The sequence below is a fragment of the Ruegeria sp. SATB027 genome, from assembly GCF_059613825.1.
The window spans coordinates 23,324-40,965 of sequence record NZ_JBXWTH010000011.1 but is presented as its reverse complement, the minus strand read 5'-3'; the positions used below and the strand labels follow the sequence as shown (position 1 = coordinate 40,965).

General features: G+C 57.5%; 16 protein-coding genes. 8 read left to right on the top strand and 8 right to left on the bottom strand.

Translation table 11 applies throughout. The features are described 5' to 3' along the window. The first annotated feature begins 75 nt into the window (after nucleotides 1-75). Together AC2FPW_RS00790 and AC2FPW_RS00785 are read left to right on the top strand one after the other, a co-directional pair. Nucleotides 76-906, top strand: coding sequence for a hypothetical protein (locus AC2FPW_RS00790; protein WP_480483884.1), 831 nt, complete (start codon nucleotides 76-78; stop codon nucleotides 904-906). Next, complete coding sequence (locus AC2FPW_RS00785) at nucleotides 903-1,931, top strand: endonuclease/exonuclease/phosphatase family protein (RefSeq protein ID WP_496812267.1); 1,029 nt, start codon at nucleotides 903-905, stop codon at nucleotides 1,929-1,931. The genes AC2FPW_RS00790 and AC2FPW_RS00785 overlap by 4 nt, the downstream gene beginning before the upstream one ends. Here AC2FPW_RS00785 and AC2FPW_RS00780 read toward each other — a convergent pair. Then, the gene (locus AC2FPW_RS00780) at nucleotides 1,928-2,830 is read right to left on the bottom strand and encodes a Rossmann-fold NAD(P)-binding domain-containing protein (protein WP_496812266.1); all 903 of its coding nucleotides are present in this window, start codon (nucleotides 2,828-2,830) and stop codon (nucleotides 1,928-1,930) included. The genes AC2FPW_RS00785 and AC2FPW_RS00780 overlap by 4 nt on opposite strands. Nucleotides 2,831-2,914: 84 nt before the next feature. On the opposite strand from AC2FPW_RS00780, the gene AC2FPW_RS00775 reads away from it, so the two are divergent. Beyond that, the gene (locus tag AC2FPW_RS00775; RefSeq protein WP_209599231.1) at nucleotides 2,915-3,808 is read left to right on the top strand and encodes a LysR family transcriptional regulator; all 894 of its coding nucleotides are present in this window, start codon (nucleotides 2,915-2,917) and stop codon (nucleotides 3,806-3,808) included. A 3-nt stretch (nucleotides 3,809-3,811) separates the two neighbouring features. Here the strand turns inward: AC2FPW_RS00775 and AC2FPW_RS00770 are convergent, their stop codons facing one another. Then, entirely contained in the window at nucleotides 3,812-4,339 is a 528-nt protein-coding gene (locus tag AC2FPW_RS00770) for a redoxin domain-containing protein (RefSeq protein ID WP_496812265.1), read from the bottom strand. A gap of 91 nt (nucleotides 4,340-4,430) precedes the next feature. Here AC2FPW_RS00770 and leuB point away from each other — a divergent pair, with 91 nt between their 5' ends. Next, entirely contained in the window at nucleotides 4,431-5,534 is a 1,104-nt protein-coding gene (leuB, locus tag AC2FPW_RS00765; protein WP_209507247.1) for a 3-isopropylmalate dehydrogenase, read from the top strand. 75 nt (nucleotides 5,535-5,609) lie between these two features. On the opposite strand, the gene AC2FPW_RS00760 is transcribed toward leuB, so the two are convergent. After that, entirely contained in the window at nucleotides 5,610-7,784 is a 2,175-nt protein-coding gene (locus AC2FPW_RS00760) for a transglycosylase domain-containing protein (RefSeq protein WP_496812264.1), read from the bottom strand. A gap of 259 nt (nucleotides 7,785-8,043) precedes the next feature. Between AC2FPW_RS00760 and AC2FPW_RS00755 the strand changes: the two genes are divergently transcribed. Both AC2FPW_RS00755 and AC2FPW_RS00750 read left to right on the top strand, forming a co-directional pair. Next, nucleotides 8,044-8,382: a P-II family nitrogen regulator gene (locus AC2FPW_RS00755; RefSeq protein ID WP_496812263.1), complete on the top strand. Its 339-nt coding sequence runs from the start codon at nucleotides 8,044-8,046 to the stop codon at nucleotides 8,380-8,382. A 33-nt stretch (nucleotides 8,383-8,415) separates the two neighbouring features. Beyond that, nucleotides 8,416-9,741: an ammonium transporter gene (locus AC2FPW_RS00750; RefSeq protein WP_496812262.1), complete on the top strand. Its 1,326-nt coding sequence runs from the start codon at nucleotides 8,416-8,418 to the stop codon at nucleotides 9,739-9,741. A gap of 73 nt (nucleotides 9,742-9,814) precedes the next feature. Here the strand turns inward: AC2FPW_RS00750 and AC2FPW_RS00745 are convergent, their stop codons facing one another. The 4 genes from AC2FPW_RS00745 to AC2FPW_RS00730 all read right to left on the bottom strand — a co-directional run bounded on the left by AC2FPW_RS00745 (nucleotide 9,815) and on the right by AC2FPW_RS00730 (nucleotide 12,776). Continuing rightward, on the bottom strand, nucleotides 9,815-10,999 hold the full coding sequence (locus AC2FPW_RS00745; RefSeq protein WP_267364233.1) for an amino acid aminotransferase: 1,185 nt from the start codon (nucleotides 10,997-10,999) through the stop codon (nucleotides 9,815-9,817). Beyond that, nucleotides 10,999-11,853 (bottom strand): 3-mercaptopyruvate sulfurtransferase, encoded by an 855-nt coding sequence (gene sseA / locus AC2FPW_RS00740; protein ID WP_480488175.1) that lies wholly within the window; start codon nucleotides 11,851-11,853, stop codon nucleotides 10,999-11,001. The genes AC2FPW_RS00745 and sseA overlap by 1 nt, the downstream gene beginning before the upstream one ends. A 93-nt stretch (nucleotides 11,854-11,946) precedes the next feature. After that, nucleotides 11,947-12,216 (bottom strand): CBU_0592 family membrane protein, encoded by a 270-nt coding sequence (locus AC2FPW_RS00735; RefSeq protein WP_480587339.1) that lies wholly within the window; start codon nucleotides 12,214-12,216, stop codon nucleotides 11,947-11,949. Further along, nucleotides 12,213-12,776, bottom strand: a complete 564-nt coding sequence (locus AC2FPW_RS00730; protein ID WP_496812261.1) for a helix-turn-helix domain-containing protein — start codon at nucleotides 12,774-12,776, stop codon at nucleotides 12,213-12,215. The genes AC2FPW_RS00735 and AC2FPW_RS00730 overlap by 4 nt, the downstream gene beginning before the upstream one ends. A 108-nt stretch (nucleotides 12,777-12,884) precedes the next feature. On the opposite strand from AC2FPW_RS00730, the gene ilvD reads away from it, so the two are divergent. Continuing rightward, nucleotides 12,885-14,717, top strand: a complete 1,833-nt coding sequence (ilvD, locus tag AC2FPW_RS00725; RefSeq protein WP_480967824.1) for a dihydroxy-acid dehydratase — start codon at nucleotides 12,885-12,887, stop codon at nucleotides 14,715-14,717. A gap of 128 nt (nucleotides 14,718-14,845) precedes the next feature. Here the strand turns inward: ilvD and AC2FPW_RS00720 are convergent, their stop codons facing one another. Beyond that, complete coding sequence (locus tag AC2FPW_RS00720; RefSeq protein ID WP_209599235.1) at nucleotides 14,846-15,664, bottom strand: sulfotransferase family protein; 819 nt, start codon at nucleotides 15,662-15,664, stop codon at nucleotides 14,846-14,848. A gap of 143 nt (nucleotides 15,665-15,807) precedes the next feature. Here AC2FPW_RS00720 and AC2FPW_RS00715 point away from each other — a divergent pair, with 143 nt between their 5' ends. Beyond that, a complete protein-coding gene (locus AC2FPW_RS00715) occupies nucleotides 15,808-17,385 on the top strand; it encodes a DUF5928 domain-containing protein (protein WP_480773948.1) in 1,578 nt (525 codons plus the stop codon). The last annotated feature ends 257 nt before the right edge of the window (nucleotides 17,386-17,642 follow it).

Here is a 17,642-nt window from a genome sequence, read left to right as displayed (position 1 = left end):
AGACGAAGCGACGGGCACAAGTTGGAAACAAGTCGACAAAGATCGGCTGATCCGGTTTGAAAAAGGGTTCGGATAGTGATTGCGCGCACAACAGGGGCGGCGATACGCGGTATACTTGTTGCACTTATGGTGCTGACACCTGCGTTGTACCTGCCTGTCTCATCTACGAACGGGACCGAGATACTGGTCTTTCTCGCGATCCTCGCGTTTATCCTGACCTTTGCCGAATACAATTCAGCCTTTCCCAGCTTCATCGAATTTCGCGACGCGCCCCCGGTCAATCGCCTTCGGTTTGTCGGCCTGATGTCGATGGTCACCTTTCTGACGCTGATCTGCAAAAACGCCTTTGAACCAACGCAGTTGACCACATTCTCTTATTCGGTTGGTTTGGCTGTCGCAAATGTGGTGGATTTCCCCTATTCTCCGGTGCGCCTCATCGTGTTGATGTTGCCCCCGGATGCCAGCCACGCCTTGATTGAACTGGTCCGCATCACGGCCAGCGTGGCTTATGTCGCGGCATTGGTCACGATTGTCAGCTTTGCCTATGCGGTCAGGGTTCGGGGTTGGCCAACCGGAAATGGTGCCTTCAATGTTTGGACAAACCTGCCGCTGTTTGACCCGACCAAAGGGGGCGATGTCGTTACGCGCCTTCAACGGGATGGCCGCCTGAACATCTGTATCGGCATTCTGCTGCCATTCCTCATTCCGGCGATAATCAAGTTGATGAGCAGTGTGATCGCCCCAATCTCTCTCGGGAACCCACAGACCTTGATCTGGACCATGAGCGCATGGGCCTTCCTGCCCGCCAGCATGATCATGCGCGGCATGGCGACCCTTAGGATCGCGGGCTTGATCATGGAAAAACGCCGCGCTTATTCGACCAGCGAGTCAACACAGGCCGCATGATCCGCACCCTATGTCTGCTATTGCTGCCCTTTGCGGCACAGGCAGAGGTCGTGCGTATCGCCACCTATAATACCGAGCTCAGCGAAAAAGGTCCTGGCCTACTGCTTCGCGACATTCAACGCGATGACGCGCAGGTTCTGGCCGTTGTCGACGTTATCGCGTCGGCGCGCCCTGACATAATCGCCCTTCAGGGTATCGATTGGGATCTGAACAATACTGCTGTAATCGCCCTGACCGGGAAACTGCGCAACGCGGGGCTTGATTACGGATATTACCTTGCCACACAACCCAATGCCGGGCTGGAAACCTCGCTTGATCTGGACGGTGATGGCAAGACCCAAGGCCCCGGCGACGCCCAAAGCTGGGGGCAATTCACAGGTCAAGGTGGGCTGGCGGTGTTGTCGCGATATGAAATCATCACCGCTGAGGTTCAGGATTATTCCGAGCTGTTGTGGCGGAGTTTACCGGGCGCCACCCTGCCCGGCGTAAACGGGCACCCCTTCCCGTCTGACGCGGCACATCAGATACAACGCCTGTCTTCTACCGCACATTGGGTTGTACCGATCGAAACCCCTTATGGGCGGCTCAATCTCATGACCTTTCATGCCGCGCCACCCGTTTTCGATGGGCCCGAGGATCGAAACGGATTGCGCAACCAGGATGAGATCCGGCTCTGGTCTGTTTTACTGAACGGTGAACTGGGGCCAGTTCCCGAAGGTCCCTTCGTAATCGCCGGCGATGCCAACCTTGACCCAACGCGTGGAGAGGGCCGTAAACAGGCCATTCAGTCCCTTCTGGCCCATCCGCGTTTGCAAGACCCGCTGCCGAAAGACCCGTCAGGTTCAACCTCAACGGTCGCGTGGAAGGCCACTGGTGAAATGCGCGTGGATTATGTGCTGCCGTCGGCCGACCTGCGCATTTCGGATGCCGGTATAACGTGGCCGGAAGAAGGCACCAAGCTGTACGAATCCGCCATGCGCGCCAGCAGGCACCGATTGGTCTGGATTGACGTCACCCTGCCCTAAGGCGTGACCGACTCTCCGTTCGCATAGGGCAAAGCCACAAGGCTGGGTGAGATCGCAGAACGCAATGCATCATCCAGATCTGTCTGATGCACGGAACCCAGCAACTCGGTCAGGTACGATCCGTCCAACTGATGTGGCACCTGCCACAGGTACCGCATTTCAATCAGGTGTGAGGACATGCGCCAGAATGGTCGCGCCAGCTGCAATGGCCACCATTGCATAGGCTTCACGGATATGTCCCGCCCGGTCACTCTCGTCAGAGACTGCGCGATCTCAGCTCCGGTCAGGGTGTAGCCAGCAAAAGGAACATCGCAGAACCGCGGCAGATCCTTTCGGATTTCACATAGCGCGACGGCAGCTTGGGCCAGATCAGGCAGATAGGCCCAGGCGTGCGGGGCCTCCGGATCTCCGGGATACACGAATTGATTGCGCGACAGATGCTTGATCATGACCTGATCGAACCAGTTTCCAGATGCCTCAGTGTCAATGAAATCGCCTGCTCGCAGAAGGATCGTTCTGACGGTTGAAGCGCGATACGCCTCCTCCATTTCAATCCGGATACGGCCAAGCGGATTGGTGGCCAAGTGCGGTGTAAGGCCGGACCATGGGCCTTGCGTGTCCGCTCCAAACACATAGACGTTGCCGGGAACCAGTACGGTGGCTCCGGTCTCGGACGCGGCGTCTATCACACGTCTGGTCAGGTCGGGCATTTCACGCGACCAATCAGGATAGAGCGGGTTCCACCCATTTACGATGACATCTACCCCTTTTGCCGCCTGGGAAAGAGAACCGGACCCGCGACGGAATGTCTGCACGGTCCAACCCGCATTCCGAAACGCCTTTGCAGCATTGCGCCCAAACCGGCCCGACGCGCCGAGTATCAGAGCAGTTTGTGTCATTGATGCCTCCTGTTTCAGGCCAACCTATCCATTCAATGCACGTATGGAATTGCCGGGAAATGTAGAATGTGTATTCAATTATGAATGGATAAAGCACTGACACATGCGGATTGGTCTCTGATCCAAAGCTTTCTGGCCGTGGCCGAAACAGGATCCCTGTCTGCCGCTGCTCGGCACCTTGATCGCAGCCAACCCACATTGGGGCGGCAAGTACAAAGCCTTGAGACCGAACTGGGCGTATCCTTGTTCGACCGGCACGCGCGTGGCTTGAAACTGAGCGTGGCAGGTTCCCAACTCTTGCCAATGGCGCAGCAAATGCACAGCGCCATGACTGCCTTCAGCCTTGCCGCCGCAGGGCAGTCGCAACAGCTTGAAGGCTCGGTCCGCATCACCGCTTCGGTCTTCGCGTCGCATCATCTGCTGCCTCCGATTCTGGCGAATATCCGAAGGCAGGAACCCGCCATTCAACTTGAGCTGGTCGCCACCGACACCACGGAAAACCTGTTGTACCGCGAGGCAGATATTGCCGTTCGCATGTATCGCCCCGCGCAAATGGATATCATTTCGCGTTATCTGGGTGAGGTGCCGTTATGCTTCTGCGCGGCCAGGTCCTATCTCGACCGTAAGGGACGCCCCAAGACACCCGAGGAACTTTTTTCCCACGACCTTGTGGGGTTTGACGCCAATCAGGAAATCATCAAGGCCATGCGCGAAAAAGGATGGCCCGCAAGCCGCAACAGTTTTGCGACCCGCTGCGATCTGCAAAGCGCCTATTGGGAACTGATCCGCGCGGGATGCGGCATTGGCTTCAGTCAGGTCCAGATGGCCGAAGCCGACCCGGATGTCGAAATCTTGCCGCTGGATGTTGAAATCCCGGTTCTGCCCGTATGGTTGGCTGCGCCGCAGGCCATGCGCCAGACCCCACGTATCCGCAGGGTCTGGGATTTGCTGGCAGAAGGGCTCAAGGCCAGCCTCTGAGGATCAAAGAGGGCCCGTATACGTTCCGCGCGCCGGGTAGTTATTGCCCAACGTGAACTTCAGACCATCCGCGATATCCGACATCGACGGACGTCCAAAAGGCGTGGTCTGCTGCCACCCAAAATAAAGCGTCCGGTCAGGTGTGATGTAAAAATGTCCGGGTTCCGCAAACAGGTCTGGTTCGGCACTGCCTTCGCGCCTGGTCGAGATGTTCAGCCCCCAACCCTCCCGTGCCTCAGACAGGGGCAGGCTGTGGCCTACACGCAGGCGGGAAACATTGGCTTTTGCGGCGGTTTCAGCGGCACGTTCGGCGGTATCGGTGGTGATCATGATAACCTCGACACCCAGCGCCGCGAAATCGTCCAGCGCCGCCTCGGCCTCGGTCATCTGCCTGATGCAGATCGGGCAATGCAATCCGCGATATTGAATCACCAGCGTTCCGTTTTCGCCCTTGTTGGTCTCGAGGTCGAAACTGCCATGGGCGACAGTTTCGATTTTCAGCGCAGGAACCAGATTTCCGGGTGTCAGCATGTGTTTTCCTTGTGTTTTGACAGGTCTGTCTCATTGACCCGATGCTGCGCAGACGCTAGGGCCTGTGCAACAAAACGCAAGGAGACCCTTCATGCCCAACCCCTCGCTCCTCATCCTGCCCGGAGACGGAATTGGCCCAGAAGTTATGGCCGAAGTGCGCAGAATCATCGATTGGTTCGGTGCCAATCGTGGTCTTCAATTTGACGTGAGCGAGGACCTGGTGGGCGGAGCCGCTTATGACGCCCACGGCAAGCCTCTGTCCGATGAGACCATGGCAAAGGCGCAAGAGGTTGACGCGGTTCTGCTGGGCGCCGTCGGCGGTCCGAAATACGACGATCTGGATTTCAGCCTGAAACCCGAGCGTGGCCTGCTGCGCCTGCGTAAGGAAATGGACCTGTATTCGAACCTGCGCCCCGCGCAGTGTTTTGACGCGCTTGCCGATTTCTCTTCGCTGAAGAAAGACATCGTTGCCGGTCTGGATATCATGATCGTGCGCGAATTGACGTCGGGCGTCTATTTCGGTGAGCCGCGAGGCATCTTCGAGGAAGGCAACGAACGCGTCGGCATCAACACCCAGCGTTACACCGAATCCGAGATTGAACGTGCTGCGCGCTCGGCTTTTGAACTGGCAATGCGCCGCAACAAAAAGCTGTGCTCGATGGAAAAAGCCAACGTGATGGAATCGGGCATCCTGTGGCGCGAAGTCGTCACCCGCGTCGCAGCGGACTACCCCGAAGTTGAGCTGAGCCATATGTACGCCGACAACGGCGCGATGCAGCTTGTGCGCGCACCGAAACAGTTTGATGTGATCCTGACCGACAACCTGTTCGGTGACATCCTGTCCGACTGCGCCGCGATGCTGACCGGGTCGCTGGGCATGTTGCCTTCGGCCTCTCTCGGCGCGCCGATGGCTAATGGTCGGCCCAAGGCAATGTATGAACCCGTCCATGGCTCGGCCCCGGATATCGCGGGTCAGGGCAAAGCCAACCCGATCGCCTGTATCCTCAGCTTTGCTATGGCCCTGCGCTACAGCTTTGATCAGGGCGAAGAAGCGGATCGTCTGGAGGCCGCAATCGAGAAAGTATTGGCCGATGGTGTACGCACCGGCGACCTGCTTGCAGATGAGGGCGTTCAGCCTGTATCAACCACTGAAATGGGCGACGCGATCCTTGCGGCCTTGGATGCCAGCGTCTGAAACACAAAACAGCGAAATGACAAAAGGCGGTGCCCGATGCACCGCCTTTTTTCGTTTTTTCCCTCAGAGAAGGCTCTAGTTTCCACCGAAAATATTCTTCAGCAGATTGTTGATATCATCGGCAAAGCCTCCGCGCTTTCGACGCGGTTGTGGCTGTGCGACCTGAACCGGAGGTGCCGGTGCCATCATCGGCAAAGGTGTGGGTGTCATCCCTTCGGTGACACGCAGCATGGTTTCTCTCCAGATTTCCGCAGGCAAACCTCCGCCGGTCACACCAGATAGGGGCGTGTTGTCGTCATAGCCCATCCAAACGCCGGTTACGTAATCCGCAGTAAACCCGATGAACCATGCGTCCCGCGCCGCCTGGGTTGTGCCCGTTTTGCCCGCCACCTGCCAGCCGGGCAACTTGGCCCGTCCACCTGTGCCTTCGGACACCACACGTTCCATCATCCATGTCAGCTGTTTGGCAGCCGCGTCGTTGATTACCCGTTCACCGATACCGGTTGTCGTAACCATGACAGGTGCTTCATCACCCAGCAGCTTCAACTCGGTCAGGCCATAAGGTTCAACGGCAGAGCCGCCGTTCAGAATACCTGCATAGGCCCCCGTCATCTCAATCAGCGTGCTTTCCGACGCGCCCAGCGCCAAGGCCGGACCTTGCGCCAGATCGCTGGCAATGCCAAAACCACTGGCCACGGTGCGGACGTTATCCAAACCCGAAATCTCGGCAACTTTCACCGCCGGAATATTCAGCGAGTTCTTCAAAGCATCCGCCAGTGACACGCGCCCGTAGTACTTGTTGGTATAGTTCTTGGGGCACCATTGACCGGACCCGGGAATGTTCACGCAGTAAGGTTCATCCATCACCGTATCCAGCGGCGAATAGCCGAGTTCCAGCGCGGTGGCGTAGACAAAAGGTTTGAAGGACGAACCGGTTTGGCGCTTGGCGATGGTGGCCCGGTTGAACACCCCGGCAACCCGTGTTTCTCGGCCGCCGACCATGGCTCTCACCGCTCCGTCCGCGGACATGACCACGATGGCCGCCTGCGCCTTGGAGCCTTCGCGCACCTTTTCCTGAAAGATGAATTGCAAAGCCTCTTCCGCCGATCGCTGAATCCGCTGATCCAAAGTCGTCTGAATCACAACATCTTCGGTTGTGTTATCACCAAAATAACTGGGAAGTTCCGAAACAACCCAATCTGCGAAATAGCCGCCCGCTCGGGCAGCTGCAGCTTCAGACAGTTGCGCCGGGCGCGTACGCGCTTCGCTGGCCTGTGCGGCGGTCAGATATCCCTGATCCTCCATCAGACCGATCACCAGCCGCGCCCGATCCTGAGACCGTTGCAGGTTGTTGGTCGGCGCATAACGTGTAGGCGCAACCAGCAGACCAGCCAGCATCGCGGCCTCTGCGGGCGAAACCTCGGCGGCAGATTTTCCAAAGTAGCGCTGGCTTGCGGCTTCGAACCCACGCGCGCCTGCGCCAAGAAAAGCGCGGTTCAGGTAGATCGTCAGGACCTCGTCCTTGGAGTATTTCACCTCCATTGCCAGCGCATAGACAGCCTCCTTGGCCTTGCGCCACAAGGAACCCTGACGGCAGTCGGCCTCATACGCGGCCTCGGAATCCCAATCGCCGGGATCATAGGGAACACCCAGACACAGCAGTTTCGCGGTCTGTTGCGTGATCGTCGATCCGCCATGCCCGGACAAAGGCCCGCGGCCTTCTTTCAGGTTGATGCTGACCGCGCTGGCGACACCACGCGGGCTGACCCCGAAATGCCGGTAAAATCGTTTGTCTTCGGTTGCGACAACCGCGTTTTTCAGATGCGGAGACACGGTATCGGCCGTGATCACGCCACCAAACTGATCACCACGCCAGGCAAAGACCTTGCCGTCACGATCCAGTAAGGTCACGGACCCCCGCGCACGCCCATCCAGCAAGGCATCCACATCCGGCAAGGTTGCGTAGACGATACCCACCGCCAGCGCGAGCAGCATGGCCGAAATCGCGCCGACACGCCAGGTCAGGCCCCAGATCAGCCGCCAGATCCACCGGAACAAACGGCGAAAGATACCACCGCCTTTGCCCCCTGATGACTTGCGGGTTTTCCTGCGTGTGGTTTTGCGCGTGGCCGTTTTGCGCGCCGTCGATTTCTTGCCCGCCGCGCTTTTTGTCGCCGCCGGTTTTCGGCCCTTTGAAGGGTACCGTCTATCCGCGACCAATGTCGGCTTGCGGCGCTTGGACTCAGTCATGCTCAAACTCTGCCCGGTTATACTTTTTGGTCACCATACCTCGACAACCGCAGTATGTAGAGGTCCGATTTTCCGGAATTTCCCCTCTCTATAGTGCTCAATTATTAGTCGCAACGGCCGTGTTGTGCAAAAATTGTGCAACTTCGCGTTATTTTCCGACTGGTTTTGGACCCGGAAGCGTTTCTTACTGCGCCGCGGCGCGCTTTTTTTCTGCAGGTGCAAACAAGCCGGTCCCACCGGACAATCAGAGGGGAAAGACGTGAAACTGATCATTGCGACAATCAAGCCGTTCAAGCTGGAGGAGGTGCGCGAAGCACTGACCGAGGCTGGCGTGCGCGGCATGATGGTAACCGAGATCAAGGGCTTTGGCTCGCAGTCCGGTCACACCGAAATCTATCGTGGTGCCGAATATGCGGTGAACTTCGTGCCCAAGATCAAGCTTGAGATCGTGGTGCCTGCGACAATGGCCGACCAGATCGTCGAGACCATCACCAAAACCGCCAAAACCGGCAAGATCGGTGACGGCAAGATTTTTGTCCTCGATGTCGAACAGGCAATGCGTGTGCTTACCGGGGAAACCAACGAGGACGCGCTGTAAGTGCGCCCACTCACAATCATTCGAGGACTGACAATGAACCTGATGAAATCTCTCATCCCTGCCGCCGCCATTGTTGCGCTGCCGCAGATGGGTCTTACGCAAGAGGCCGCCGCAACCGGCGAAGCGGCACAGCACACCCAGTATATCTTTACTACGCTGCTGTTTCTGATGGCGGGCTTTCTTGTTTTCTTCATGGCCGCAGGTTTCGCCATGCTGGAAGGCGGTCTGGTACGATCCAAGAACGTTGCCATGCAGATGATCAAGAACGTGGCATTGTTTTCATTTGCCGCAATCATGTACTGGCTGATCGGGTTCAACCTGATGTATCCCGGCGACGGTTGGTCCATCACGGGCTGGCTTGGCCCGTTCTTCTCGACCACAACGCTTGATGCGGTTGGTGTTGCGCCGGCGGATGCGGCACTGGACTATGCTTCGGTCGGTTCAGACTTCTTCTTCCAGCTTGTGTTCGTGGCCGCGACCGCATCCATCGTTTCCGGCGCCGTGGCGGAACGGATCAAGCTTTGGCCCTTTCTGATCTTCGTCATCGTGCTGACAGGCATCATGTACCCGATTTCCGGTTCATGGAAATGGGGTGGCGGCTGGCTGGATGCCAAGGGCTTCTCGGACTTTGCCGGTTCGACCATCGTACACTCGGTCGGTGGCTGGGCTGCGCTGGCAGGGGCCCTTATCCTGGGTCCGCGGATCGGCAAGTACAAAGATGGCAAAGTTCACCCAATGCCCGGCTCTAACCTGGCGCTGGCAACCCTGGGAACGTTCATCCTGTGGCTGGGTTGGTTCGGATTCAACGGCGGCTCGCAGCTGGCGATGGGAACAGTGGGTGATGTATCGGACGTGTCACGCATCTTTGCCAACACCAACATGGCGGCTGCTTCGGGCTCGGTTGCAGCGCTGATCCTGACTCAGGTTCTGTACAGGAAGCCCGACCTGACGATGGTGCTGAACGGCGCGCTGGCGGGTCTGGTCTCGATCACGGCCGAACCGCTGGCCCCAACCCTGTTCGGTGCCCTGTGGATCGGTGCCGTGGGTGGTATTATCGTGGTCTTCGCGGTCCCGATGCTGGACAAGTTCAAGATCGATGATGTTGTCGGTGCCATCCCGGTCCACCTGTTCTGTGGCATCTGGGGCACCATTGCCGTCGTCTTCTACGGTGACGCAAGCCTGGGCGCGCAGCTTCTGGGCATCGCTGCATACGGCGTTTTCACCTTTGTCGGCGCACTGATCCTGTGGACGATCCTGAAATCCACCGTCGGCATCCGTGTCAGCGAAGAGGATGAGATCAACGGCCTCGACATGGCGGAACTGGGAATGGAAGCATACCCCGAATTCTCGAAAGGCTAAGCCTTGCCGCCACCTGACAAAAAAAACCCGGGCGTTCGCGCCCGGGTTTCCGTTTCGAATGTCGCGTCGGCGTCTAAACCCCGACATCCACAATTGCTTTGGCCAAAATCGGCACAGTCGCTGCGTTCAACCCGGCAATGTTTAGGCGACTGTCACCGACCATGTAGATACCGTGTTCAACGCGCAGTTTCTCGACCAGTTCCGGTGCCGCCCCAAGACGCGAGAACATGCCGCGGTGCTGGGCGATGAACCCAAACCGGTCGGATCCGGCCAGACGCTGCAACTCGTCAGCCAATTGCTGGCGCAGGCCCAGCATGGACAGGCGAACCTCTTCCAGTTCAGTTGCCCAGTCTGCCCGCAATGCTTCATCCATAAGAATGGTCGTCACCACGCGCGCGCCGTGGTCCGGCGGGAAGGAATAGTTCTGGCGATTCAAAAACGCCAGCGTGGCCTGATTCAACGCCGTTTCAGCCGCGTTGTCACTGACGGCCATCAGCAACCCGGTGCGCTCGCGATAGACGCCGAAGTTTTTGGAACATGACGCCGCAATCAGACATTCCTTTACCGATGAGGCCACCAGCCGCACGCCTTGCGCATCCTCTTCCAGACCGTCACCAAAACCCTGATAGGCAATGTCGATCATCGCAACGAGGCCCAGCGCATTGATCAGGTTCACAACCTCCTGCCATTGCACCATGTTCAGATTGGCACCGGTCGGATTGTGGCAGCAGCCATGCAGCAAAACCACGTCACCCGCTTTGGCGGTTTTCAGGTCTGCGATCATCCCATCGAAATCGACGCCCCGGGTCTCTTCATCGAAGTAACGATACTGAACGGTTTCCATCCCCAGGTAATTCAGGATCGACAGATGGTTGGGCCAGGTCGGGTTCGACACAAACACACGTGCCGAAGGGTTCGCCATCCGGATCAACTCGAACGCCTGACGACAGGCGCCGGTGCCTCCGGGTGTCGCCACTGCGGCGATGTTGCCACGCGGCACCGAAGTACCCAAAATCAATCCGATCATCGCATCCGCATATGCCGGATCACCGGCCAGACCGGTATAGGCCTTGGTTTCCTGTTCTTCCCAGATGCGCTGTTCGGCGGCTTTCACCGCGCGCATCACCGGCGTCACGCCTTCGGCATTCTTGTAGACACCAACACCCAGATCGATCTTCTGATCACGCGGGTCTTCGCGGTACATCTGCATCAGCGCCAGAATCTTGTCGGCGGGCTGCGGTTTCAGGTTCTCGAACATCAGTTCTCTCCGGTTGCGACGGGCAGGGTCGGGAAGGCACCCCATTCAGCCCAGGAGCCGTCATAAAGCGAGTGGTCTTTCTTGCCCATGCGTTCCAACGCAAGGCTGAGAATGGCGGCCGTGACACCTGAACCGCAAGAGGTGATAGCCGGTTTAGACAGATCGACGCCTGCAGCCTCGAATATGGCGCGGCAGTCCTCGGGCGACTTCATTGTTCCATTGGCGTTCAACAACTGCCCAAAGGGCACATTGCGCGAGCCCGGAATGTGGCCCGAACGCAGCCCTTCGCGCGGCTCGGGTGCGGTTCCGGCAAACCGGTCGGCCGAGCGGGCATCGATAATTTCGTGATCTGCCAGTTTGGCGGCGGCGGAAACTTGCGTGACATCGCGGACAAGCTGGTTTTGCACGCGAACAGTCATGTGACGGTCGCGAATGACCGGAGGCAGATCCTCGATCTCGCGCCCCTCGGCCTGCCACTTCGGCAACCCCCCATCCAGAACCGCGATGTTTTCCTGCCCCATCAGACGGAACAGCCACCAAACGCGCGCAGCAGACATCAGCCCGGCACCATCATAAACTACAACCTGATGACCATCACCGACACCCATGGCGCGCAGGCGCGACATGAATTTTTCGACCGGTGGCGCCATATGAGGCAGGTCGGAACGGTGATCTGATATCTCATCAATATCGAAGAACCGTGCTCCGGGGATATGCCCGGCATCATATTCGGCCTTGGCATCACGGTTTTGCGCGGGCAAATACCACGACCCGTCCAGAATCCGCAGATCCGGGTCTTTCATATGCGCGGCCAGCCATTCGGTGGATACGAGGGTTTTCGGATCGTCCTGCATCAAAGCCTCCCCTAAGCGAGCTTGGGGTTTCCCTATACCCCGTGGCATGGGCGTTCAAGGCTGGATAGCGCTAGCGCTTGCTAACCGCTGGATTTATCGCGCCTTACGCAGGCGGAAATGCTGGATGATGCCGATGAAGCTGATCACAATCCAAAACCCTTCGATCAGCATCGAGGCCAGATTGAAATTCTCAAGCAGCGAGAAGACGATCAGGACAGACCCCAGCAGGTTGATCACCGGAAAGGCCAGGTCATCGGAATTCATCATCCGCATCTGCGTCGCGAAATACGCCGCCACCACGATCAGCGCCCCGAATGAGCCGATGGCATCCACGATGGTAAGTGTGTCAAAGATAGCCGTCATATCTGGGCCGTGCCATTTTCAGGAAATTCAGTGTGTTGCGCATAGTGATGCATGTTCAGAAACGCGGCCCCCTGCGAACCGGCGCGATACCCGTGCGGCAGGTCCGCAGCAAAGCGCAACCCCTGCCCGGCCTGCAAAGGCACCCAATCCTCGCCACGCAGAATTTCCAAAGTACCACTGAGGACAAACACTTCCTCGGTCACCCCGACGGCATGAGCCGGGGATTCGTGGCTTTGGTTCGCGGCAAGGTTCACGTGAAAGGTCTCGGCTCCCAGTGCGGGATCGAAGGGAAAGACGATCTTGACCTCGATACTGCCGGGAAAGGTTACAGTCTGAAAGACCGATGGATCGCCCAGCGTTGTATCGATCAGCCCGCTGAGCGGTATCTGAAAGCCTTTGGCGATTTTCCAAAGCGTGGCGATCGTTGGGCTCGATTCGCCGCGCTCAATCTGACCTAGCATGGCTTTGCTGACCCCGGTCATCTCGGCGACTTTAGACAGGCTCAACCCCGAAGCTGTCCGCACATCCCGTAATTTCAGCGTAATGTCGTCCATAGCCATACCCGCGCCCTGCGATTTACCTTGTACGTTATAACGCACATGTGCTACGTGCGCTATAACGCACGAACCCCGAATTATGCAACCCGAGGCAACAGGGAAAACAGCATCATGCCAATGTACCGATCCAGAACCTCTACCCATGGCCGCAACATGGCTGGCGCACGTGGCCTTTGGCGGGCCACAGGTATGGGTGACGACGATTTCGGCAAACCGATCATCGCCATCGTCAACTCGTTCACGCAGTTTGTGCCGGGTCACGTGCATCTGAAGGACCTGGGCCAGATGGTCGCGCGCGAGGTCGAAGCCGCGGGTGGCGTGGCGAAAGAGTTCAACACCATCGCCGTGGATGACGGCATCGCAATGGGCCATGACGGGATGCTGTATTCGCTGCCCTCGCGCGAAGTGATCGCGGATTCGGTCGAATATATGGTCAACGCCCATTGTGCGGATGCGATGGTCTGCATTTCGAACTGTGACAAGATCACTCCCGGCATGCTGATGGCCGCCATGCGCCTGAACATCCCGGCCATTTTCGTCTCAGGCGGTCCGATGGAAGCGGGCAAGATCGACATCGCAGATCTGGAGGCCAAGAAGATTGACCTTGTGGACGCTATGGTGGCCGCTGCGAACGACAAGTTCACTGACGAACAGGTTCAGCATATCGAGGAAAACGCCTGCCCCACATGTGGTTCATGTTCGGGCATGTTCACCGCGAATTCGATGAATTGTCTGGCTGAGGCACTGGGTCTGGCCCTGCCGGGTAACGGCTCGACTCTGGCGACGCACGCAGACCGCAAAGAACTGTTCCTTGAAGCCGGCCGCAGGATCGTCGAGATCACCAAGCGCCATTACGATCTGGATGAAAAAGGCTTTCTGCCCCGTGAGATTGCCACCTTTGATGCGTTCGAAAATGCCATGAGCCTTGATATCGCCATGGGTGGATCGACCAACACGGTGCTGCACCTGCTGGCCATCGCGCATGAGGGTGAAGTTGACTTCACCATGGCCGATATGGACCGCCTCAGCCGTCGTGTTCCCTGCCTCTGCAAAGTCGCGCCCAACACCGAAAATGTGCATATGGAAGACGTCCACCGTGCCGGTGGTATCTTCTCGATCCTGGGTGAACTCAGCCGCGCGGGCCTGCTGCACAACGAATGCAGCACGGTGCATTCGGCCACGATGGGCGAGGCGATTGCCAACTGGGACATCACCATCGCCAACAACCCCAAGGCACAGGAACTGTTCAAGGCCGCCCCCGGCGGTGTGCGCACCACACAGGCGTTCAGCCAGTCGAACCGGTTCAAGGAACTGGACACTGATCGCAAGGGCGGCGTGATCCGGTCCAAGGAACACGCGTTCAGTCAGGACGGTGGTCTGGCGGTTCTGTTCGGCAACATCGCCCGCGACGGCTGCATCGTGAAAACCGCTGGTGTGGATGGCAATATTCTGCAATTCACCGGCTCGGCTTACGTGTGCGAAAGCCAGGATCAGGCAGTCAGCGATATTCTCACTGGCAAGGTGAAAGAGGGCGACGTGGTGGTGATCCGCTATGAAGGCCCGCGTGGCGGTCCGGGGATGCAGGAAATGCTGTACCCGACATCCTATCTGAAATCGAAGGGTCTGGGCAAAGCCTGCGCCCTGCTAACCGACGGGCGGTTTTCGGGTGGAACATCCGGTCTGTCGATCGGCCATGTCTCACCCGAGGCGGCTGAAGGCGGAGAGATTGGTCTGGTCCAGAATGGCGACACGATTGAAATCGACATCCCCAACCGCTCGATCAATCTGGCCGTCTCAGATGAAGAGCTTGCCGCCCGGCGCGAAGCACAGGACGCAAAAGGCTGGGTGCCTGCTGCGCCGCGCAAACGCAAGGTGTCTACTGCGCTGAAGGCCTATGCCAAGCTGACCACCAGCGCGGCAAAAGGTGCCGTACGCCAAGTCTAAACTGACACATTACCGGTCTGCTGACGCGGCAGACCGGTAACCCGATCATGCACAGGCGCTCTCGGGCTAAACCAGAGCAGATGTTTCGCATGAAACGTTGACAGTGGACGGGGCGTCCTGCCTTAAGATCAATCGCCCAGCTTGGCGTGAATTTCGTCCAGATCGATTTCGCCGATCGGCATCTTGTTGGCCGGGTTTTCGAAATCGTATTTGAACAACTCGAAATCCTGCTTGTAGATCTCGTAGACCAGATGCATCGACAGGTCGTCGAAATAATCCTCGACCGGATGTGCGCGCTTGGGGCCATGGCCTTCGGATTCGTTGAACCGGGGTATTTCGGACAGCGAAACTGAATGCTTCAGCTTGGTATTGTCCAAGACACCCTGCATCCCGTCGTTGAACGCTTCGGTCCAGAAGATCCGATCATAACGGCCACCGTTCACGATGAAGGTCGACACGTGACCAGACATGGCCGACCAGTGAATGTCCGGGTCCATCGGGCGTCGCCAGCGGATGGTATCCCGCGCAAACAGCAGGAACCGGCGAAAGCTGGCGATTTGGTCAAACTCTCCCTTGCCATCGTCACCGCCCACCTCGATCCCGTAATTGTAGATCAGCGTCGGCACCAGATTGCCACGATACCGTTTGCCGTTGCGCTGAATCCCGCAGATCTTGTCGAAAAACGAGCTCAGAATACGCGTGTATGGGTTGCGCACACAGGTAAAGGAATACGAAGCATGATCGCGCACATTTTTGGAAATCAGATCCTGGCTCTGATCAAAGGCCCATTTGTGCATGCCATCCTTGGCGTCATGGATGTCACCGTCAAAGAACTGGCCGTGATCCGAATAATACATGATCTGCCCAATGGTCGAGCAGGCGCATTTGGGCACGACGCGGTACACCATGCTTTCGCTCTCGGTCATCCAGGTACCGGGAAAACCCATCTGCTGTGCCTCCTACGCTGGTCTGGTCTCAAACCGATATGCCAGCTTTTGATAACAAGGAACCAAAATTATTCTGTTTATTCAATCGCTCATCCTCAGTATCACGGTTGAAACCGGGCAGAAACGGAAATTACCTAACCTCGATGGCGAAGATTGCCTATATATTGCTGTGCCATAAGGACCCTGATGCAATCATTGCACAGGCTGAACAGCTGACTGCTGCGGGCGATTGCATGGCTATCCACTTTGACGCCCGTGCCAGCGTCGAAGCCTACGGGCGCATTCGTTCCGCGCTGGATCAAAATCCGAACGTGACCTTTGCCAAAAGGCGTATCAAATGCGGCTGGGGAGAATGGTCGCTGGTGCAGGCCACGCTGAACGCCTTGCAGGCCGCCGTCGAAACCTTCCCCCGCGCCACGCATTTTTACATGCTGTCCGGTGATTGCATGGCGATCAAAACGGCAGAATACACCCATCGTTTTTTGGATGATCACGACAAGGATTTCATCGAAAGCCACGACTTTTTCGAAAGCGACTGGATCAAGACCGGCATGAAAGAAGACCGGCTGATCTATCGCCATTATTTCAATGAACGCACCCAGCCGAAACTGTTCTACGCTGCCTATGAAACGCAGAAGCGTTTCGGGCTGACGCGGCGAATTCCCGAAGACCTTCAGGTTATGATAGGCAGCCAATGGTGGTGTCTGCGCCGCCGAACGGTCGAGATGATTCTGGACTTCCTGCGACAGCGCAGGGACGTGATCCGGTTTTTTGCGACCACCTGGATACCCGATGAAACCTTCTTTCAAACGCTGGTACGCCATCTGATCCCGAAGGGTGAAATCGAAAACCGTACACCGACATTTCTGATGTTTTCGGATTATGGAATGCCCGTCACGTTCTACAACGATCACTATGACATGCTTCTGGGTCAGGACTATTTGTTTGCCCGCAAGATCAGCCCAGAGGCGCATGAGCTGAAAGAGCGCCTCGGCTCACTTTACGCGAGTGAGGGCATCGACTTTTCCATCTCGAACGAGGGGCGCAGTCTGTATGCGTTTCTGGCCGGCCGGGGGCGCATCGGGCGCCGGTTCGGGCAACGTTTCTGGGAGGCCGGAAGTGTTCTGGGCCCCGACCGAGAGCTGTTTGTGATCGTGTGCAAGAAGTGGCATGTCGCCAAAAGGCTGGTCGATCAGATCGCGTCTGAAACAGATATCCCCTGCGTCGAATACCTGTTTAACGAAGAGGAAACTCAACTGCCTGATCTGGGCGGTATTGAAACGACGCTGACCAAGCGCTCGCGCCATCGGCGGGCCGTTGTACGAATGCTTTTCGAAAGTTTCGGATCAAACCAGTTGGTTCTTTGCCTCGACCCGGCCAATCTGGACGTTGTTCAGGATTTCAGCGGTGATCAGGCCAAAACCCATGTGCTTGAGATCGAATGCGAATATTCGGACGAATACCTGATCGGACATGCGCGCCGCGTCGGCTTGGCGGGGGACAACAGCCCGGTCGAGACTGTTTCCCATCTGCTGCCGACACTTCGCAATGATCTGAGTTACGAGTCCCAACAAATCCGCGCCGCCGGTTTGGACAATTACCTGCGACTGCGGGAAACCGCCCAGCGCGCCGAAAACGTAGCTGTCATATCCGAATTTCTAGGGGTGGACGAAGAAAAGGCCAGCGCGGTTATGCGGCTGGACTACCTGTTCGCCGATTAAACGGAAGATCAGCCTGAAATCCGACAGCTTTTCGGCCCCCTTCGGTGCATAAGGTGCACCGCATATTTGCCTGCCGGAGCGGACGGCCTAAACCCAACATCACTGCCACCGTGATTTTTATTCAAAAATCGGATACTGTGCAGCCAATTGGGCCAATTTGCTTATACTTTTTCTTTGGCAGGCCGGCCCTGGCCAGTGACAGGCAAAAACAGACCCGCCCTTAATTCAGAATGACGGGTATCTGCACATCGCAAAAC